This window comes from Chryseobacterium sp. MYb264, assembly GCF_035974275.1.
Taxonomy (GTDB): domain Bacteria; phylum Bacteroidota; class Bacteroidia; order Flavobacteriales; family Weeksellaceae; genus Chryseobacterium.
The window spans coordinates 5,065,130-5,087,081 of the sequence record NZ_CP142422.1 but is presented as its reverse complement, the minus strand read 5'-3'; the positions used below and the strand labels follow the sequence as shown (position 1 = coordinate 5,087,081).

At 38.0% G+C, this 21,952-nt stretch carries 16 protein-coding genes; 12 read left to right on the top strand and 4 right to left on the bottom strand.

The genetic code is table 11. The features are described from left to right. Positions 1-9 precede the first annotated feature (9 nt). From VUJ46_RS22325 to VUJ46_RS22310, 4 genes are all read left to right on the top strand, one after another. Positions 10-735, top strand: coding sequence for a class I SAM-dependent DNA methyltransferase (locus VUJ46_RS22325; RefSeq protein ID WP_326982855.1), 726 nt, complete (start codon positions 10-12; stop codon positions 733-735). Between the two features lie 2 nt (positions 736-737). After that, a complete protein-coding gene (locus VUJ46_RS22320) occupies positions 738-1,460 on the top strand; it encodes a ZIP family metal transporter (protein WP_326985121.1) in 723 nt (240 codons plus the stop codon). Positions 1,461-1,773: 313 nt separating this feature from the next. After that, a complete protein-coding gene (locus tag VUJ46_RS22315; RefSeq protein ID WP_326982854.1) occupies positions 1,774-4,509 on the top strand; it encodes a SusC/RagA family TonB-linked outer membrane protein in 2,736 nt (911 codons plus the stop codon). A 12-nt stretch (positions 4,510-4,521) separates the two neighbouring features. Next, on the top strand, positions 4,522-6,174 hold the full coding sequence (locus tag VUJ46_RS22310) for a RagB/SusD family nutrient uptake outer membrane protein (protein WP_326982853.1): 1,653 nt from the start codon (positions 4,522-4,524) through the stop codon (positions 6,172-6,174). Positions 6,175-6,232: 58 nt separating this feature from the next. On the opposite strand, the gene VUJ46_RS22305 is transcribed toward VUJ46_RS22310, so the two are convergent. Then, a complete protein-coding gene (locus tag VUJ46_RS22305; protein ID WP_326982852.1) occupies positions 6,233-7,645 on the bottom strand; it encodes an OmpP1/FadL family transporter in 1,413 nt (470 codons plus the stop codon). A gap of 40 nt (positions 7,646-7,685) precedes the next feature. Then, positions 7,686-8,783, bottom strand: coding sequence for a prolyl-tRNA synthetase (locus VUJ46_RS22300; protein ID WP_326982851.1), 1,098 nt, complete (start codon positions 8,781-8,783; stop codon positions 7,686-7,688). A 144-nt stretch (positions 8,784-8,927) separates the two neighbouring features. Here VUJ46_RS22300 and proS point away from each other — a divergent pair, with 144 nt between their 5' ends. The 8 genes from proS (at position 8,928) to VUJ46_RS22260 (ending at position 19,914) form a co-directional block, all read left to right on the top strand. After that, on the top strand, positions 8,928-10,403 hold the full coding sequence (gene proS, locus VUJ46_RS22295; protein ID WP_326982850.1) for a proline--tRNA ligase: 1,476 nt from the start codon (positions 8,928-8,930) through the stop codon (positions 10,401-10,403). Positions 10,404-10,530: 127 nt separating this feature from the next. Beyond that, a complete protein-coding gene (locus VUJ46_RS22290) occupies positions 10,531-11,835 on the top strand; it encodes an OmpA family protein (RefSeq protein WP_326982849.1) in 1,305 nt (434 codons plus the stop codon). A gap of 117 nt (positions 11,836-11,952) precedes the next feature. After that, positions 11,953-13,287 (top strand): Nramp family divalent metal transporter, encoded by a 1,335-nt coding sequence (locus VUJ46_RS22285; RefSeq protein WP_326982848.1) that lies wholly within the window; start codon positions 11,953-11,955, stop codon positions 13,285-13,287. Positions 13,288-13,747: 460 nt separating this feature from the next. After that, entirely contained in the window at positions 13,748-14,284 is a 537-nt protein-coding gene (locus tag VUJ46_RS22280) for a nucleotide exchange factor GrpE (protein WP_442784937.1), read from the top strand. Between the two features lie 77 nt (positions 14,285-14,361). Next, positions 14,362-15,480: a molecular chaperone DnaJ gene (dnaJ, locus tag VUJ46_RS22275; protein WP_326982847.1), complete on the top strand. Its 1,119-nt coding sequence runs from the start codon at positions 14,362-14,364 to the stop codon at positions 15,478-15,480. 272 nt (positions 15,481-15,752) lie between these two features. After that, positions 15,753-16,436 (top strand): hypothetical protein, encoded by a 684-nt coding sequence (locus tag VUJ46_RS22270; RefSeq protein ID WP_326982846.1) that lies wholly within the window; start codon positions 15,753-15,755, stop codon positions 16,434-16,436. A 30-nt stretch (positions 16,437-16,466) separates the two neighbouring features. Beyond that, the gene (locus VUJ46_RS22265; protein ID WP_326982845.1) at positions 16,467-17,483 is read left to right on the top strand and encodes a glycoside hydrolase family 43 protein; all 1,017 of its coding nucleotides are present in this window, start codon (positions 16,467-16,469) and stop codon (positions 17,481-17,483) included. Between the two features lie 1,420 nt (positions 17,484-18,903). Next, complete coding sequence (locus VUJ46_RS22260; protein ID WP_326982844.1) at positions 18,904-19,914, top strand: YncE family protein; 1,011 nt, start codon at positions 18,904-18,906, stop codon at positions 19,912-19,914. Positions 19,915-20,031: 117 nt separating this feature from the next. Here the strand turns inward: VUJ46_RS22260 and VUJ46_RS22255 are convergent, their stop codons facing one another. Further along, on the bottom strand, positions 20,032-20,961 hold the full coding sequence (locus VUJ46_RS22255; protein WP_326982843.1) for an acyltransferase family protein: 930 nt from the start codon (positions 20,959-20,961) through the stop codon (positions 20,032-20,034). Positions 20,962-21,029: 68 nt separating this feature from the next. Continuing rightward, complete coding sequence (locus VUJ46_RS22250) at positions 21,030-21,914, bottom strand: DUF808 family protein (protein ID WP_326982842.1); 885 nt, start codon at positions 21,912-21,914, stop codon at positions 21,030-21,032. Between the last annotated feature and the right edge of the window lie 38 nt (positions 21,915-21,952).

Here is a 21,952-nt window from a genome sequence, read left to right as displayed (position 1 = left end):
TTTTGCACTATGGAATGGTTTGAATCTTGGTTTGATACCCCTTATTATCATTTGCTTTACAGTAACAGAGACTACACGGAAGCAGAAAACTTCATCACAAAGCTTACTGCGGACCTTGGGTTGCCGCCAAATTCTAAAATCATCGACCTTGCCTGCGGAAAAGGAAGACATTCGGTTTTTCTAAACAAACTGGGTTATGATGTGTTGGGATTGGATCTTTCGCAGCAAAGCATCGATTTTGATAAGCAGTTTGAAAATGAAACATTGAAATTTCAGGTACATGATATGAGAAATCCTATCAACGCAGAGCCGAAAGATGCTGTTTTCAATCTTTTTACCAGTTTTGGCTATTTTGATAATGAAGACGATGATAAAAAAGTATTCGAATCGGTTTATCATTCTTTAAAACCAGGTGGTTTTTTCGTGCTGGATTATCTGAATGAAGATTTCGTAAGACAGGGTATCGTTCCTGAATCTACTATTAAGCGTGACGAAATTGATTTTAAAATTTTAAAAAAGATCGAAGGACGGCATATTATTAAAGATATTCAGTTTGAAGATAAAGGAAAACCTTTTCATTATTTTGAAAAAGTAAAGCTGCATTCCTTGGAAACCATTCATTCTTATGCATCAGAATTCGGTTTTGAAAGAATAAAAGTTTGGGGTGATTATCAGCTGAATGAATTTGACAAAGAAACCTCACCCCGTTGCATCAATTTATTTAAGAAAAACTAATGATAACAGTACTTTTACTGATTTTCAGTGTCATTGCGGGCGTATTTCTGGGAAAACATTTTGGTAAGAAAGAAAAACTGGCCAAAAATTTACTGATTTTGAGTGCCGGATTTTTAATTACCATCTGTCTCAATGAGGTTTTCCCACAGGTATATACGGCAGAAGCAGGCAGCAGCCTCGGAATTTTTGTGATCGGAGGCGTTCTTTTACAAATGATCCTCGAAGCACTGACCAAAGGCTTCGAACATGGGCATTTCCATCATCACAGTGAGAATAATATCCTGCCCCTGGCTCTAATGGTGGGATTATTCATTCATGCATTTATTGAAGGAATTCCTTTAGCCAATGAAGAACATTCCCTATCCCCGTATCTTTTAGGAATTGTGTTTCACAATCTTCCTATTTCATTTATTCTGGGAGCATTCTTATTCAACCGAAACGGAGAATCTAAATCGCCATCTTATCCTTCAATGCTGATTGTCGCACTGTTTGCCCTGGCTTCTCCTATGGGAATGCTATTGGGTAATTACTTCAATCCTAATCTGCAACCTTATTTTTTAGCCATTGTAGGCGGTATCTTTTTACATATCTCTTCTGTTATCATTTTTGAGAGTAATAAAAACCATAATATCGACTGGCTGAAGATCGGTTTGGTCATTTTGGGCGTTTCTCTGGCGCTTACCATGCATCTTTTTCATGATCATGGTTCACTACACCATCATTAGGTAAGTAAAATTTATATTATTCAATAAAAAAAAAGACTTAAAAAAATTATTAAGTCTTTTTTTTTATTGAATAATATCATGATTTTGCACTACCATAACTAATTTTTTTCTTATTTTAAAAACTATCGTCTGTTTACTTTACATAAAAAATGATTATTTATTAATAATAAAAAATTTTAAATTAAAAACAAATATTTTTATACAAAAAATCAATTACAACATACAAATACACAAATAATTAACTGTAATTAACAAATTAAAAACAAAGCATTTATTGTTTTTTGTACATTGGCTTTCATAAAATCGCTTATGTATGAAAAGAAAAACATTAAACCTAACCACGGGGGTCTTATTTTTCCTGTTTTACGGTATATCATCGGGTCAAACTTCCCCGAAGGACAGTCTTAAGGAACACAATATAGAAGATGTGGTTATTGTAGGATATAAAACACAGAAGAAATCCAGTCTTACGGCCTCAGTATCCATAATCTCGGACAAAAGACTAAAAGATGCCAATACAGCAGATGTATCAGGTCTCCTTCAGGGAAAAGCACCCGGAGCACAGATTATGCAGGGTGGCGGAAGCCCGGGTGCTCCGGCAACCGTAAGAGTCCGGGGCACTGCCACCATTAACGGACCCAGCCAGGCTCTATGGGTAGTGGATGGCGTTATGATGCCCGGAATACCCAATCTGGATCCCAATCAGATTGAAAATATTAATATCCTGAAGGATGCAGCATCCACCGCACTATACGGCTCAAGAGGAGCCAATGGGATCGTTCAGGTATTTACGAAATCGGGATCTTCAGGAAAAGGGATACTGAATGTCTCTGTAAACAATTCGTTCAACACCTTCACCAATGGGCGCTTCCAACTGATGGACGGTGTACAGTTATATGACTATTTTACCTCACTGAAAAATGCTCCCGAAATTCCGAAGGAGCTGAGAAATCCAGGTTATAATTGGCTGAAAAACGGAACTCAGACCGGTGTAGTCAAAAATTACACTGTAGATTTCAGAGGAGGTTCACCTACTTCAAAAACCTATATTTCAGGAAATTACTATAATGAAAGCGGAACCGTACGGGGTATCGATTACAACAGACTGTCTTTCAGAATCAATCATGACCAAACCGTAAAACCGTGGCTTATTATAAAACCCAAGATAAACCTGTCTTACACCTCCACTGAGAACACCCAAGGTCCCCTTTTTGAAATGTATCTCAACAACCCATGGGATAACCCAAGAGACGACAACGGAAAACTCATCAATCCCAGCAATACTCCAAACTGGTACGGAAGAGATAAACGAAATTATCTGTATGATCTTCAGTGGAATTACAGAAAAAGTAATCAACTGGATCTGATCGGAAATTTTGATGCCGAAATCAAAATTACAAGTGACCTGAAATTCATCAGTACCAACAACGTAACCTACAGAAATTACAATGAAATACACTACACCGATCCAAGATCCGTGGCGGGAGAAAGTAATAAAGGAGCACTGAGAGAGATCTATCAACGGGACATCAGCAAGTTCTTTAACCAGATGCTGAGATTTGATAAAGATTTCGGAAACCATAATATTAATGCACTGGCAGCCTACGAATATAATGACAGGTTCTACAGGACATCTAATGCCGGAGTCTACGGGATTGTTCCCGGCACTGAACTCTTTGATACCGGAGCCACATCGGGGGCTGTGCCTAAAGGTACTAAATACGACAGAGCCTATAATGCCTTCCTTTTTAATACAGAATATATTTATGATAAAAAATATTTTGCGCAAGCCTCATTGAGGAGTGAGTCATCTTCAGCATTCGGCACCAGCCAGAGAAACGGAAAATTCTACTCTTACAGTGCCGGATGGAATATCCATAAAGAAAATTTCTTTCATATAAAAACGGTTAATGAGTGGAAGCTCCGAGCCAGCCGGGGGCTTGTAGGAAATACTCCAAGTCCTGATTACGGATGGCAGGATCTCTATGCATTAACGGAAAAATATGACGGGCAGATCGGGGGAACCTGGAGCCAGCTGGGGAACCCGAATCTCACGTGGGAATCTATTCATCAAAATAATATCGGCACAGATCTAAAAGCATTCAACAACAGGCTAACCCTGAACATTGACTATTTCAGCAACCAGACCAAAAATCTCCTGATGCTGGTAACCCTTCCGGCATTGTCAGGAGTCGACAAGCAATACCTTAATGTGGGAGATGTTACCAATAAAGGATGGGAATTTAATTTCAACTATAATATCATCCGTAAAAATGAGATCAGCTGGGATCTCGGTTTTAATTTAAGCACCTACAGAAACAGGGTTACTTCTACCGGAAATAACAACATTCAGATCTTAGACAACTATCATGTCGCAATTCCTGGGCAGGATGTTAACTCGTTTTATATGAGAAAGTGGATGGGAGTAGATCCTGCTACCGGTTCAGCCCAATGGGAAGTCATTCATCCCGATGGCAGCAAATCTTTAACAACAAGCTACAACCAGGCATCCGTACAGGTAGTAGGTACGACAACACCTGACTATTACGGTTCCGTGACAACTAATCTGGCTGTTAAAAATTTCTACCTCAATGCCAATATCTATTTTTCTCAGGGGGGACAGATCTATAATTACTACAGAGAATTCTTTGATTCGGACGGTGCCTATCCCTACTATAATCAGATGGTTTTCAAAAATGGCTGGAGCAGATGGGAAAAGCCTGGAGATATCGCAACCCATCCCGTGGCTCTTTATGACAGCAACAGCCTCAGCAACCGCCCGTCCTCCCGCTATCTTGAGGATGCCAGCTATGTCAAATTAAGATCATTACGAATCGGTTATAATTTTCCCGTCTCATTAACTGACAAACTCCATGTAAAATCTGCAGGAATTTATATTATGGGAGAAAACCTTTTTACAATTACCCGCTTTTCAGGAGTAGATCCGGAAATAGGTGCCGCAGACAGCCAGAATACACATTCAGGACTTGCGGGTGCCATCTACCCTGTTCCCAGAAGATTTTCTTTAGGCTTTAACTTCTCTTTTTAAATATTAATCATTATGAAAAAATTAATCGTCTTCATAGCCTTTCTATCGCTTACTTCCTGTAACATAGACCGCTCACCTTACGACTCTAAGGAGTCTGATGACATTTTGACTGATGCTTCAGGAATACAAACCATTACCCTTGGAAATTATGCACTGCTCAAAGGTAATGCAGAAGGTAGAGGCTTTTTTAATAACCTTTACAGAGTCGGTGAATATGCCGGTGACAATATTGATATCAGTGGTACAACCTCAGATCAGTTTTTCTATTATTACAACTACCGAAGTATTAAAACCAACACCCGAAGTAATACAATCTGGAGCACTGGTTACAAAGCAATTGTAGGATGCAACAGAGTGATTTCAAAAACAACAGAAGGGCAGAATCCGGAAACAGATCATTTGATAGGCGAAAACTATTTTCTTCGGGCTTACATCTATTTTTCTCTTGTCAATGTTTTTGGCAGACCATACAATCAGGGGGTGGGTAACCCCGGAGTTCCTTTAAAAACATCTGACAACGTTCATGAGCTTCCTCCCAGAGCCACAGTAGGTGCCATATACGAGCAGGTTATAAGTGATCTCAAAAAGGCGGAACAATTGATGTCATTAGACAAAAAAAATATATATGCATCCCGGGAAGCCGCGCAGGCATTACTATCCCGGGTATATCTCTATATGGAAAATAATGACAGTGCCATACAGTATGCGGATAAAGTAATCAGTTCGGGAAAATATATACTGCTTTCCACAGCGGAACTTCCCACCTATGCAACAAAAAAACCTGAAAACAATACAGAGACAATTTTTGCTTTTAAATACAATCTGGATGGAGATTACACTGACGGATGGAATACCATAGGGTCTATGTATGTGAATATACAAAACGTAGGGTGGGGAGAAATGTATCCCTCCTCTACCTATCTTGACCTCATTAATGAGCATCCCGAAGATGCACGGTTGAAATTTATATCTCCCAAATACACAAATCCCGCGATTCCGTCAGTGTATTGGGTACAAAAAGAAAATAATACTTCAGGAGCTGTAACTTACAATTATAAATACCAGCCGATTTTCCAACAAAGCGGAAATACATTTTTTACATGGAATGGGGTAAGCTATCAGGTTCAGACAGAGGTCACACCTTATAAAACCAACTATTACTTTATCAATTCAGGAGGTACGAAAACGTATGTTTACCTTGATAATGACATGGAGAAGAGAAACGGATATCCAAAATTTTACGTACTGAAATGTTCCATGCAGGAAAGCATTCCGCAACTGTGGTCTCCAGTCATTTTACGACTTGCTGAAATGTATCTCAACAGAGCTGAAGCTTATGCTAAAAAAGGAAATTCAACATCTGCTTTGGCCGATGTCAATACCATCAGAACAAGAGCGGGAATTCCAATTTACACTTCCCTTCCTCCCGGACAAACCGCCTTAGATATTGTTCTTAAAGAAAGAAGACTCGAGCTGGCTTTTGAAGCACACAGAAAATATGATGTCTTCAGAAATAAGCAGGATCTCAACAGAAATTATCCGGGAACTCATTTAAATGGGACCAATCCTTTCTATACAGTTCCTCATACTCATAATAGAATTATAGAATATATTCCGGAACAGCAGATTCAGATTCAAACGAACCTGGTTCAGAATCCTGATTAAAAAATAAAGCTCCGAACGTAAAATTCGGAGCTTTTATATTTTTGATTTAATTCAAATTTTAGAATTTCCAACCTAAAGTAAGGAAAAAATTGTTTCTGATACTTTTTACGTCTGAAACAATATAGGCATCACTTTCAACAGTTCTTGTCTGAGAATAATAAGCCGAGTTGATTCCATTAGCAGTATCCAAAATTCCAAACATAAAAGGATTGGTATACTTTGATGAAATATTCTGATAAGAACCATCAATGTAGAACGAACCGAAATCATACCCGATACCGAAAGAAAGCGCATTTCTATCGCTTAGGATTAGATTGCCATATGAAGCATCTGAAATCCCTCCATCGCTAGTAAATCTGCTTACCGTTAGAGCATCAATAGGACTTGAAGCATAAGAGTAACCTCCTCTTAATCTTACCTGTTTCAATCTATATTCTGCACCAATTCTTAGTTCAGATAAGTTTTTGTAATTATCTTTAAAGAAATTGTTGATCTCCACATCAGCTCCGCTATACTCTTTGTACTTAGGTTTTGTTAAACCTAAAGTATAATCTACGTCCAAAGAGAAATTCTTATTAGGAACAAAAGCCGCACTTACACTCGCTTTAAGCGGAGAAGTGAATCTTCTGTTTTCAATAGCCGTATCATCTCCATACACCGCATCATTATAAAAGTCATAGCTTCTGTCGATTTCCCAGAAAGTAGGTGTTTCAATGGAAGCTCCTAATCTGAACATAGGCCCCACTTTCCCAATTACCCCTAATGAAGCAGAGAAACCGTTTCCTCTTTCAAAGAAAGGCGTTTCATTCTTGTTAAAATATTCTGCTGCACCATTATTCAAAGAATTGAATCTTGCGGTATCATACTGATCAATACTTGTATTAAAGAAATTTAAACCCGCTCCGATATAGAAAGCATGATTATAATTAGCTCCAACCCCTAAGCTCGTTCTTGTCAAATATCCGGATCTGCTGTACGCATGCCCTCCAAATGAAGAACTGATATTATTAGCTGTATCAAAATCATAGATGATATTACTGTTTCCGGGAGTTTCAATATAATTGTCAATTGACTGACTGGAGAAGTTCACCCCAACATTGATAAACTTCCACGCACTTTCAGACATCAACTGGAAAGTCATGACAGCTCCCACATTTCCAAGATCACCCTTCGTTTTATTATAATCTATGGCTGAACCTCCGAAAGAAGAGGTATTTTTATAATTAGATATAGACAATGTTCCGTTTACTTCTCCGGAAATGGCAACCCCTAAACCTGCAGGGTTTGTTAAAAGGGAATTAGCATCACCTCCTAAAGCTCCATTCGCTCCGCCCATTGCGTTAAATTTAGCTGAACCCACCATTGGGGTGCTTGAATAAGCATCAATAGAATTCCTGATTATAGATACATCCTGAGCCTGCGCATAAAATGCAGCAGCAACACCCATTAAGACTAAAGATTTTTTTAACATTATTTTTTAATAGTTATTACGTTTGAGATTTGAGAACAGTTTATCTTCTGAAGCCGCCGCCTCCACCACCGCCGGATGATCTAAAACCACCGCCGCCGCTGCTTCCGCCTCCTGATCTGAAGCCGCCTCCACTGTTAGAATTATTGTAACCTCCGCTATTTCTGAACCCGCTGTCATTTCTGAAACCACTATCATTTCTGTATCTCGGTTGAGATTGTTGTGGCTGCTGATAATTATAGTTAGATCTTGGCTGACGGAAACCTGACTGATTTCTCGTTCCTCCATTCATATTTCCTGGCTGTCTGAAACCTGAACCATTATTAGAGTTTCTGAATCCTCCCGTATTTCCAGTATTTCCTGAATTTCTGAATCCTCCGTTATACGCATTACTGTTTCTGAAACCTCCACTATTTCTGATGATTGAATTTCTGTTGCTGTTGGAATTACCGAAACCTCCAGTGTAGGTATTTCCATTCATACCACTTCTTCTGTAAACGGGTCTGTAGTAGTTGTTCCCCCAGTAGCCACCGCCACCCCATCCCCAATAAGGATTTCCGTAGCCGTATCCGCCCCAGTAAGGATTATAGCCATACATACCTCCCCAACCCCAGTAAGGTGAGTATCCCCAGCCCATGTTCCAGCCGCCTCCCCAGCCCCATGAGCCACCCCATGAAAGACCAAGGCCCCAACCGCCATTCATACCGCCCCAACCCCAATAAGGGTTATAGCCGCCGTACATGCCACCCCAACCCCATGGAGATCCCCATCCCCAGGAATTGTCGTAGTAGTTGGTTTGAGAACCTGCAAAAGCACCCCAATCTGAATCGGTAGCATTACCACCCACATTGTAGTCATTCCATGAATCGTATCTGCCTTCTCTGGCATTAGCCTCTGCATTTTGAATTAAGTTAGAATCATTCTGATAATAATCATAGTATTCACCTACTCTGTTACCGCCATCATTAATGATCACTCCTTCAGGTAGGGTATCTTTATTAGGGTCGTAATATACCCCGTCTGTCTCGCTGTACCCACCCATCTGAGCACCACAAGAAACCAATAGTAATCCACCGGATATGGCTAATACCCCTTTGGATTTTAGCATACCGAGTAAATTTTTATGTATATTTCTTTTCATGATAACGTAAAGATTTTTAATTTAAATTATATTTGCAATCTGTACCAAAAATGTACCAAAACACTGGTAAAAAATCTATCAAAAATAGATTTTATTTTTTAGATAACAATAATAAGGAAAAGTTAAAAAAAATTTTAAATAATAATGGCAAAATTAACCTCAAGAAGCGAAGATTACAGCAAATGGTATAATGAGTTGGTCGTAAAAGCTGACTTAGCTGAAAACTCAGGAGTAAGAGGATGCATGGTTATCAAACCATATGGCTATGCAATCTGGGAAAAAATGCGTGATGAAATGGACAAAAAGTTCAAAGAAACCGGACACGTAAATGCTTATTTCCCCCTTTTCGTGCCCAAAAGCTTGTTTGAGGCTGAAGAAAAAAATGCAGAAGGTTTTGCAAAAGAATGTGCTGTAGTAACTCACTATAGATTAAAAACTGATCCTGACAATCCATCAAAATTAATTGTAGATCCGGATGCAAAACTGGAAGAAGAATTAATCGTTCGTCCTACTTCAGAAGCAATTATTTGGAATACATATAAAAGCTGGATTCAATCTTACAGAGATTTACCAATACTCATCAACCAATGGGCAAACGTTGTGCGTTGGGAAATGAGAACCCGTCTTTTCTTAAGAACGGCCGAATTCTTATGGCAGGAAGGTCACACGGCTCACGCAACCAAAGACGAAGCGGTGGAAGAAGCTGAAAAAATGAATAAAGTATACGCAGATTTTGCAGAAAACTTTATGGCAATGCCAGTCGTTCAGGGAATAAAAACACCTTCTGAAAGATTTGCTGGAGCAGATGAAACGTATTGTATCGAAGCTTTAATGCAGGACGGAAAAGCGCTTCAGGCAGGAACCTCTCACTTCTTAGGTCAGAATTTCGCGAAAGCATTTGATGTAAAATTCACCAATAAAGAAGGGAAAATTGAGCACGCATGGGCTACATCTTGGGGAACATCTACCCGTTTGATGGGAGCTTTAATCATGACCCACTCAGATGATTTTGGATTGGTATTGCCTCCGACACTGGCTCCGATTCAGGTGGTAATTGTTCCTATCTTCAAAGGAGAAGAGCAATTAGCGCAAATCAGTGAAGTGGCTTTAGATATTCAGGCTAAACTAAAAGCGAAAGGTATTTCTGTAAAATTTGATGATGATACGCATAACAAACCGGGCTGGAAATTTGCAGAATATGAGTTGAAAGGAGTCCCTGTAAGAATTGCGATGGGACCAAGAGATCTGGAAAATAAATCTGTGGAGATTGCAAGAAGAGATAACCTGACAAAAGAAGTTCGCTCTATCGACGGTTTAGATAATTATATTGAGGACCTATTAAAAACGATTCAGCAAGATCTTTATACAAAAGCGGCTGACTTCAGAAAAGATAATATCACCAAAGTAGACAACTACGAAGAGTTCAAACAAGTTTTGGAGGAAAAAGGAGGATTTATCTATGCTCATTGGGACGGAACTGCTGAAGAAGAGGAGCAGATTAAAGACGAAACCAAGGCAACGATCAGATGTATTCCTTTGGATGACGATATTGAAGAAGGCGTTTCTTTAATTTCCGGAAAACCATCAGCAAGAAGAGTTTTATTTGCTAAAGCATATTAAAAGTCAACATAATACAATTAAGAAATCTTTAAAAATTCACGTAATTTTTAAAGATTTTTTTTTGAATTAAGCATTTGGACGATTTTTTGATTAAATTTATACAACATTAATCTCAAAATAATTTATTATGTCTTTAAACGTCATTGATCTAATTAAAGGACAACTGGGTCCTGCTTTAGTATCTCAGGCTGCATCGCAGTTTGGAGAAAGTGAATCTGGTATTTCAAAAGCCATTGGCGGACTATTACCTGCCGTTGTGGGCGGATTGGCAAACAATTCGGACAACCCGAATGTTTTAGATTCTATAAAAAATGCCTCATCAAACGGAATTTTAGGAAATTTAATGGGAGATTCTTCTACCAGCCCATGGATCACAGGTTTGTTATCTTCAATTTTTGGTGATAAACTGAGTGGTCTGGTAAATTCCATTGCTACGTATGCCGGCATCAGCCACAGCACTTCCAATTCATTATTAAATTTAGTGACGGGAGCGACAGTTGGTTCGATCGGTAAATATGCTTCAGATAATAATTTAGACCAATCAGGAATTTCAAATTTACTGAATGATCAAAAAGGAATTGTTTCCTCTTTACTGCCTGCAGGGCTTTCTTTGGCTACTTTAAATGTTGGCGACTGGGCAAAAGGATATGCATTCGATAATGATAAAGATGCGATAAACCTACCTCCTCAGGAATCTCCCGTGGAACAGCCGAAAATACAGGTAACAAGAAGCACAACCCCTACAGGTACTTTCCCTGAAAGAAATACAAACGAAGGCGGTTCTGTCTGGAAATGGCTTCTTCCACTTTTACTTTTAATCGCAGCAGGGTATTTTCTCTGGAAGCAGTGTGAGAAAAAAGAAACAACTACAACGACTACTGTTAATGACTCCACAGGAACGGTTACAGAAACAACAACCGTGACTTCCGACACCACGGGAACAACCACAGTGACCAGAGTGGATGAAAATATTGATTTGAACGGAACCGCTTTAAAAGGATATAAAGGCGGAATGGAAGATAAAATGATTATGTTCCTAAAGTCTGATGCATATAAAAAAGCTGCTGATGACAGTGTCTTAAAAGATACCTGGTACGACTTCGACCATGTTAACTTTAAAACAGGAAGCTCTAATCAATTGGAAGCTGGATCTGAAGGACAGTTACAGAACTTAGTAGCTATTTTGAAAGCTTATCCTGATGCTAAAATTAAAATTGGCGGATATACTGATAAAACAGGAAATGAAGCAACCAATCTTAAAATCTCTAAAGACAGAGCGACTTTCATCAAAGACTGGCTAGGAAAACAGGGCGTTGGAAGCCAGGTTTTGGATGCAGAAGGCTATGGAAGTAAGTTTGCTAAAGTAGACGCTAAAGCGACTGATGCAGAAAGAGCAATCGACAGAAAAATGTCTGTAAGATTCGCAAAATAAATTCTTTAGAATACATAAAAATTAAATTCCGGAAAGTAGTTTTCGGAATTTTTTTATTCAAATCATTTCTCCATTTACATTTATTTAATTAAATTTGTTAGTCATTTCTAACAATTTATGAATTTCAATATAAAAGACGCCTGGCGAAAAGATAAAACATTACATTCATTACCGGAAGTTTACTCTTCGGTTAAAATCCCTAAAAATGCAGGTTTTTGGAGAAAATATCTAGCCTTTGCAGGCCCCGGATTAATGATTGCCGTAGGATATATGGATCCCGGAAACTGGGCAACTGATATCGCAGGAGGTGCCCAATTTGGATACACTCTACTTTCCGTAATTCTGATCTCAAATATTTTTGCAATGGTTTTGCAGCACTTATCCGTGAAGTTAGGCGTTGTTGCAGAAAGAGATTTGGCGCAGGCTTGTAGAGATCATTTCAGTCCGACCACTAATTTTATTCTTTGGGTATTTTGTGAAATTGCTATTGCCGCCTGTGATCTCGCCGAGGTCATCGGCTCTGCCATTGCTTTAAACTTATTATTCCATATTCCGTTAACTTGGGGAATTGTAATTACCACAGTTGATGTTTTAATCATCCTTCTTTTACAAGCCAAAGGTTTCCGTTGGATCGAAAGTATTGTTGGAGGATTGATTTTTATCATTTTGGCCTGTTTTGTTTATGAATTGGTGATTTCAAAGCCTGCTATTAATGAGCTTTTAGGAGGATTAGTTCCACAAAAAGAAATCATTACCAATCCCGCCATGCTCTACATTGCAATTGGAATTCTGGGTGCAACCGTGATGCCTCATAATTTATATCTGCACAGCAGTATCGTTCAGACGAGAGATTATGAACGAACTAGAGAAGGTAAAAAAGAAGCCATAAAATTTGCCACTTTAGATAGCACCGTTTCTTTGATGTTAGCCTTTTTTATTAATGCTGCCATCCTGATTTTAGCCGCTGCTACTTTTCATACAACAGGCAATAAACACGTCGCGGATATTCATGACGCATATAAAATGTTGACCCCAATTTTAGGAGCTTCTATGGCAAGTATTGCTTTTGCAATTGCACTATTAGCTTCCGGACAAAACTCCACCTTAACAGGAACTCTTGCCGGACAAATCGTAATGGAAGGTTTCTTAAATATCAGATTAAAACCTTGGCTAAGACGTTTAATTACAAGATTAATTGCGGTAATTCCAGCATTAATTGTCGCGATACTTTATGGTGAAGAAGGAACGACAGAATTATTGGTTTTAAGTCAGGTTATTTTATCGATGCAGCTAAGTTTTGCCGTAGTTCCTTTGGTGATGTTTACCAGTGATAAAGCCAAAATGGGCGAATTTGTGAACAAACCTTTCATGAAAACGTGCGTCTGGATTATTTCATTTATTATTATTGTTCTGAATCTTTATCTTCTGTATCAGACGTTTTTTGGAGAATAATTTAGAATTTCTTTAGAAGCTTTTTCCCGCTTTTCGCACTCGCTATTTCTTTGGGTTTCGGCTCGGGCGGCTTCGCCGCCCGAGCCGAAACCCAAAGAAATGAGCTCAAACAAAGCTGCAATGGGGCTAGGCTGTTGCCTTTCATCATAAAATTTGGAATATTGCAACAAGGACTTCCCTTCTCTGAAAGGTTGAATTTTTGCAAAAGCAAAAAGACAGAGTGGTTTAAACAAATTGAAAATAATTAAGTAAAACCACCCCGTCAAAAATTCTTACGAATTTTCGCCACCCCTCTAAAGGAGGGGAATTAATGCTCCGAAATTAAAATAAGTCAAAAAAAAATATTGTTCGCGCAACTATAAACTATAAACTATAAACTATAAACCAAATCCTGCCTAAATGTCCTGTTTTTTCCTTTGGCAAAGTGTTTGCGAATACTATGGAAAATAAAGATTGAATTATGGAAAATCAGGATATTAACGAAGAAAGCATCAATAATCAACAAGATACGAATATTCAGAACGAGGCAGCAACAGAAGAAAATGTGACAGCTCAACCCACTGCAGAGGAACTTTTGGCAGAAGAAAAAGACCGTTACATAAGATTATATGCAGAGTTTGAAAATTATAAAAAAAGAACTTCTAAAGAAAAAATGGAGTTCTTCCAATATGCAAACCAAGACATGATGATCTCTATGCTTGGCGTTTTGGATGATTTTGAAAGAGCTTTAAAAGAAATTTCTAAAAACGGAAATCCTGCTGACCTACAAGGTGTTGAATTAATTTACAATAAATTCAAAAATAAATTAACGGAGAAAGGTTTAAAAGCAATGGAAGTGAAGGCAGGAGACGCTTTTAACGTAGACTTCCACGAGGCAATCACTCAGATTCCTGCTCCATCAGAAGATTTGAAAGGGAAAATCGTAGACGTAATCGAAACAGGATATACTTTAGGTGATAAAGTGATTCGTTTTGCAAAAGTAGTTACAGGAAATTAAAACATAAGCAATAAGTAATGGGTAATAAGCAATCTTGAGTATTACCCATTTCTCATTACTAATTACTCATATAAAAGATGTCAAAAAGAGATTATTACGAGGTTCTTGAGATCAGCAAATCTGCATCGGCCGACGAAATAAAGAAAGCATACCGTAAAATGGCCATCAAATTTCACCCTGATAAAAATCCGGGTGATAAAGAGGCTGAAGAAAAATTCAAAGAAGCAGCAGAAGCTTACGAAGTTTTGAGCGACGAGCAAAAACGCGCAAGATACGACCAGTACGGTCATGCAGGAGTTGGCGGAAACGGCGGCTTTGGTGGCGGCGGTTTCGGCGGCGGAATGAACATGGAAGATATTTTCAGTCAGTTTGGAGATATTTTCGGTGGTGGCGGTTTCGGAGGATTCGGTGGCGGCGGTGGTCGTCAGCAGGTGAAAGGTTCTAATTTAAGAATCAGAATCAAGCTGAATCTTGAAGAAATGGTAAACGGAACGCAAAAAACCATTAAGGTTAAGAAAATGAAGATGGCGGAAGGTGCCACATCAAAAACTTGTCCTACCTGTAACGGTTCCGGGGTTCAGCTGAAAGTAATGAACACCATGTTCGGTCAGATGCAGACGCAGACAACTTGTGGAACCTGTCAGGGAATCGGAAAAGTTGCCGATAAAATTCCGGCTGGAGCGAATGCTCAGGGTCTGATTAAAGATGAAGAGGAAATCTCAATCAACATTCCTGCAGGAGCCAGAGACGGCATCCAGCTTAATGTAAGAGGAAAAGGAAACGATGCTCCTTTTGGAGGTATTCCGGGAGATCTATTGGTGATCATTGAGGAGGAAGTTGACAAAGTAATTAAAAGAGAAGGTGATAATCTTCACCAGGAATTGTATGTTTCTTTTGCTGAAGCAGCCTTGGGAACAAAAAAAGAAGTTCCAACCGTTGGCGGAAAAGTAAAAATTACCGTTGATGCAGGAACTCAATCCGGAAAAATCCTACGATTGGCAGGAAAAGGTCTTCCAAGTATCGACAGTTACGGAAAAGGTGATATGTTCATCCACATCAATGTATGGACGCCGCAAAAGCTTACGAAAGAGCAGAAAGATTTCTTCGAAAAGCAAATGAACAGCGGAGAAATGGTGGCAGAACCATCCGGTAAAGAAAAAACTTTCTTTGATAAAGTGAAAGATTTATTCAACTAATCATATTAAAAAGAGGCTTATTTTTTAAGTCTCTTTTTATTTTGCATTATCCATCAAGTTTGTCATCCTGTAGGGATCTAGGCTTCGTATTAGGAAAATAATATTTAAATTTTTTGCTTAGATCCTTTCAGGATGACAAATTCTGCGGTGAATCCTTAATTTTCAAATCAGAAATTAAAATCATCCAAAAAGCTTCAAATAATATCTAGATATTTTTTATCCATCAATTTTCATCTATATTTGTGTAAACACCGAAACATTTACAGAAATTAATGGATTCCAAAACAGTATTTTTAAACACTTGTCACGCCATAGCCAATCAACTTGAAGGTTTTAAGATTTATGAAAAAGGACAACGGCTGAAAAAGGTTGCTTCCGATAAAGACATTTTCTTTGAGATCACGTTCCAGAGCTATTTTGTGAATCATTCTTCGCACATCATGATCAATCCCAGTATGGCTGTTTATTCTAAAAGTTTAAAAAAGTGGCAGGTTGATAATATCAGAAATGAATTCTGTACCGGATTGATTTATGCTAATCATATCGGTTATATAACACCGCTCAACACTTGGAAAAAATGGAATCTTGCGGGTTTGTCTTTTGAAAAATCAGTTGATGAAATTGCAAGATATATTCAAAAATATGTACTTCCTATTTTTGATATTTTTGATTCTAAAGAAACGGCTATTGATTTTCTGAAAAACAACGGAACAAAATTCAATCCGTATTGTGAAGATTCTTTAGGTCCACTGGATTTTCTTTTATGCCATTCCGACCAAGAAACCGCTAACCAATTTTTTAATCATTATATTGAAAACTGCAGCTATAAAGGAAAAATCATCAGCTTTTTTGATAAGCTTAAAACTGAAAAGGAAATTGATTTGAATCACTCAGAATTTGCAGATGCCGGTAAAATAAAACTCGCTTTTCTAAACGGACTCTCTATTAAAATATAAAGCAATAACCAACAAAAAAAAAACTTTACCATGAAAAAAATCCTCGCTTTTGTCTTATTTTCTTCGCTTGCCTATTCTCAGGAAGCGCCAAGATATTTATTTGATGAATTGTATTTTGCAGATCCTTCGATTCATATTTTCAACAATACCATCTACATCTACCCTTCTCACGATATTGAAACCGAAGTTAAAGATCCCACCAATGGCGGTCATTACAATATGAAAGATTATCATGTGCTTAGCATGAAGAATATTCAGCAAGAAAAGGCAGAAGATCTGGGCATTGTTTTAAAGCTTGAGGATATTCCTTGGGCTGAAAAACAATTGTGGGCACCGGATGTGACAGAGAAAGACGGCAAATATTACCTTTATTTTCCCGCAAAAGATAAAGAGGGAAATTTTAAATTGGGAGTCGCGATTTCGAATAAACCGGAAGGTCTTTTCAAAGCTGAGAAAAACCCGATCAAAGGGAGTTACAGTATTGATCCAGCCGTTTTTAAAGACGGCAAAAATTATTACGTTTATTTTGGCGGGCTTGATGGTGGGCAATTGCAGAAATACCGAAATAATAAACCTTTTGGTCCCGGGACGCAACCTGAAAACAATGAAAATGCCCTGTCTCCGAAAATGGCACTACTCAGCAAAAATATGCTGGAATTTGCTGAAGAGCCCAAAGATATTCTGATTCTTGATGAAAATGGAACTCCCCTAAAATCGGGAGATCACGATCGAAGATTTTTTGAAGGCGTTTGGATGCACAAATACAACAATACGTACTACCTTTCTTACTCTACCGGAGATACGCACAAGCTCGTTTATGCAATCAGTAACACTCCTTATGGTCCATTTATTTATCAGGGCGAAATTTTAACGCCTGTCGTTGGATGGACAACCCATCACAGCATTGTGGAGATCGATAAAAAATGGTATTTATTTTACCATGACAGTCAACCTTCTGGTGGAAAAAATTATCTGAGAAGCCTGAAAATGCGAGAACTTTTCTATGATGAAAATGGAAGGATTAAAACCATGGAGGGAAAAGATTAATTTGGGATGGAAGCTGGAAATAACTGAGTCTTTAAAATTGTATTTATTACGAATCACGTACAAAAGTTGAGGACCAGGCAAAAAAATTTAGATAATGTAAGATGAAATTTTTTGCTCTCGCAGATTTTGCGAATGATGCAGATTCTTTTCCTTACACTTTAAATATTGAACACAAAGCCATCCCAAGTTTTTTGACAACTCCCGTTTTAAGTCTCACCAAACCGTTCTACTTACATAAGACCTGAAAGGTTAAGCAAAAAAATCCACGATATCATCCGTGAAAATCTTTGCGATCTGTGGGAAAATAAAATTCGTGCATTCCTGGCCACAATATGCGGCCCTCAATTTTATCTTTGATAAAATCCTTGCGACTTAAAAACATAAAGCATTAAAAAATATCTTTGCGACATTGCGAAAAACCAACAGGAAAAGCCTCACCCATGAAAATCCCAGCAATCTGTGGGAAATAAAATTCGTGCATTCCTGGCCACAATATGCGGCCCTCAATTTTATCTTTGATAAAATCCTTGCGACTTAAAAACATAAAGCATTAAAAAATATCTTTGCGACATTGCGAAAAACCAACAGGAAAAGCCTCACCCATGAAAATCCCAGCAATCTGTGGGAAATAAAATTCGTGCATTCCTGGCCACAATATGCGGCCCTCAATTTTATCTTTGATAAAATCCTTGCGACTTAAAAACATAAAGCATTAAAAAATATCTTTGCGACATTGCGAAAAACCAACAGGAAAAGCCTCACCCATGAAAATCCCAGCAATCTGTGGGAAATAAAATTCGTGCATTCCTGGCCACAATATGCGGCCCTCAATTTTATCTTTGATAAAATCCTTGCGACTTAAAAACATAAAGCATTAAAAAATATCTTTGCGACATTGCGAAAAACCAACAGGAAAAGCCTCACCCATGAAAATCCCAGCAATCTGTGGGAAATAAAATTCGTGCATTCCTGGCCACAATATGCGGCCCTCAATTTTATCTTTGATAAAATCCTTGCGACTTAAAAACATAAAGCATTAAAAAATATCTTTGCGACATTGCGAAAAACCAACAGGAAAAGCCTCACCCATGAAAATCCCAGCAATCTATGGGAAATAAAATTCGTGCATTCCTGGCCACAATATGCGGCCCTCAATTTTATCTTTGATAAAATCCTTGCGACTTAAAAACATAAAGCATTAAAAAATATCTTTGCGACTTTGCGAAAAACCAACAGAAAAAGCCTCTCCCATGAAAATCCTAGCGATCTGTGGGAAATAAAAATATTAATGCATTCGTGGCAAAAATACATCTAAACAATTTCTACCCAAATTTTGAAACTGATCCTTTATCACGAGCAACAACTAACAACATTTAACAAAGTCAGTGATTTTTCATCCAAAGAGTACAAAATTCTTTACATGAAATTTCTTGCTTTTCTTCTTACGATCGTTATTTCCGGACAGCTATCTGCTCAACAAAAATATATTTTAGCCTTATCAAAAGCAGATCAAAAAATGGTAGTTTTAGATTATAATACTTTAAACATTATTACTAAAATTCCTGTTGGCGAAGATCCTCATGAAGTCGTGACCTCATCGGATGGTTCTGTGGCGTATGTTGCGAATACGGTAAACGGAACAGCTCATGAAATTAATGTAATCAATTTAAAAACATTTAAACCCATCAAAAATATTGATACGAGACCGCTTTACGGCTCTCACGGTTTAGCTTATTTGAATGATAAATTATGGTTCACCGCGCAGGGTTCAAAAGCGGTCGGAAGATATGATATAAAAGAGGATCGCCTCGATTGGGCTATGGGAACCGGGCAGAATGTAACGCATCTTCTTTATGTTACCCCAGATTCTGAGCATTTTTACACCACCAATGTGGAATCGGGAACGGTAAGTATTTTTGATCATGTTCTGCTGCAGCCAACTGTTCCGCCAACAGGTGTTTTACCTCCGAATGCAAAACCTCGTTGGGATTGGATTCAAACTTTGGTTCCAGTAGGAAAAGGCGCTGAAGGTTTTGATGTTTCTGGTGACGGAAAAGAATTGTGGACTGCAAAACCCGATGGACATATCGCTATTGTTGATCTGGAAAAGAGAGAAGTGAAGTCGGATATTGATACTAAAATAGTAGGGTTGCACCGTTTAAAATTCACTCCTGATGGCAAATACGTTTGTATTGTGAGTGTAAAAACCGGAGAATTACTTTTCTACGACAGCAGAACCAGAAAGGAAGTAAAAAAAATCAAAACAGGACAGGGAGCTGCAATGTTGATGGATAAAGAAAAAAACAGACTTTTCATGTCATGTACACCGAATAATTTGGTTTCAGTGATTGACTTAAATACAATGGAAATGGTTCAGAAGCTGGATATTGGCGGGAGACCTGATGGGCTGACGATTGCGAAGGTTCAGTAATGATTTTAAAAGCACTTCGTCGGGCTCAATGTGACATCTCTAACACTAAATTTTTATGACGACCGTTGTCAGGCTGAGCTTACCGAAGCCTTTCATCAGAAAATTTATCTCTATTTTCTACAGTAAATATTTCAGTTTTCGATTAATTAAAACCAATAATAAACTCGAAGTAAGCAGACCTATAGCAAAAAGGATATTCTGATACTGCTGAATAGATGGGTACGGAGATTTAAGAATTAACTCCATCCACAGCGGATGAATCAGGTAAATGGCTGTGGAAATGCTTGCCAGGATTTTAGAATCTGTTTTTGCAGGTAAATTTTTACAATATAAAAACAACACCGGACAGGCTAATAATAAAGAAAATAAAAGGTCAATACTTTCTTTTTGGTTCAGATGTAAAACCGAATAATTAAAAAAGGCTTCGAAAATAACTAGCCCAACCGAGAAAAGAACCATAAAAAGTGAAGGTTTTCTTCTCATATCGATCTCTAATTTTTTAATTAAAAATCCGATCGCTAAAAAAGGAAAACAGACGAAAAGAAAATTTCTGTAGGTGGGATATAAATTAATGGTTTTATCAAAACTACCTTTAAAATAGTGAATATTACCTAACAGTTGAATTGTGTAGCCGCAACAGAAAAATAATACAATCAGAGTTATTACAACTTTTACTGAAGATTTTCTTAAAGTAAATAAAACAAGTCCCGCGAAAAAAGTTCCGATCAGATACCATAAATGATGATAACCAAACAGAATATTCAGAACCCGACTATCTTTTTCTTTCCAGAACTGAAAATAGACAACAGACCAGATGATATACAGCAAGAGTATCCGTAAGGACCATTTTTTTAATCTTTTTACCTCATCAATATAAAAAAAATAATATCCCGAAATAATAAGGAAAACAGGAACCGCCATTCTGAAAAGCCCGTTGACCAAAACATAACTCAGCGACGGATAGGTATCCCGCAAAACGTGCATGTGCAGAAAAACGACAAAAAACGCAAGAATGATCTTTAAAACATCAATGGATAGGCTTCTCATAACAATTAAAAAAGCTTATGAAACCATTGAGTATTCATAAGCTATATTTATTTTCAAATGTAAGTTAATTATTTACTTTTAACCAAAGATAACGCACTTTTTCCAAGAGTGAAAAGAAGTACGGTCGCTAAACCTCCGATCAGACCGAAAACTACTTCTTTCAACGTCGCGGGCCAGCTCGGGAATAAATGGTGAAGAAATTCTACTCTGTGGGCAAAAATACCTCCCGCCACCATGATCAGGGCGATGGTACCGATTACCCCTAACGCTTTAATAACGATCGGTAAAGCTTTCACTAAAATATGTCCTAACTTTCCGAAGAAGCCCTTATCGTTACTTTTTTTAATGAGCTTAAATCCGGCATCATCCATCCTAACAATTAAAGCCACAATTCCATATACTCCTACCGTTGCGAGAAAAGCGACTAAGCTGGTAACCAGAATCTGGGTAATAAAAGGATGGCTTTCTTCCAATACGGTTCCCAGGGCAATGATTACAATTTCGATCGATAAAATAAAATCAGTTGTGATGGCAGATTTTACTTTTGTCTTTTCAACCTCCTCCGGGCTTTTCTTTTCTTTCTCCACCTCTTCTACCACTTCATGTCCTTTTTTATCACGATGAAAAAGAAATTCAATAATTTTTTCCATGCCTTCGAATGACAAATAGAGACCTCCGAGGATCAGTACATAATTGATAGCCGGAGCGTAGATCCAGTTAAGCAGAAAAACAATCGGTAAAATAATCAGTTTATTGATAAATGAGCCTTTCGTAATCGCCCATAAAACAGGTAGTTCACGGGATGAAAGAAATCCGGTTGCCTTTTCGGCATTTACCGCCAAATCGTCGCCCAAGATTCCAGCTGTTTTTTGGGTAGCTATTTTACTGGTAACTGCTACATCGTCCATCAAAGCAGCAATATCATCTAAAATCGCAAAAAAACCAGATGCCATAGAATTTTAATATTTTTTTAATAATTGTTAAGGAACAA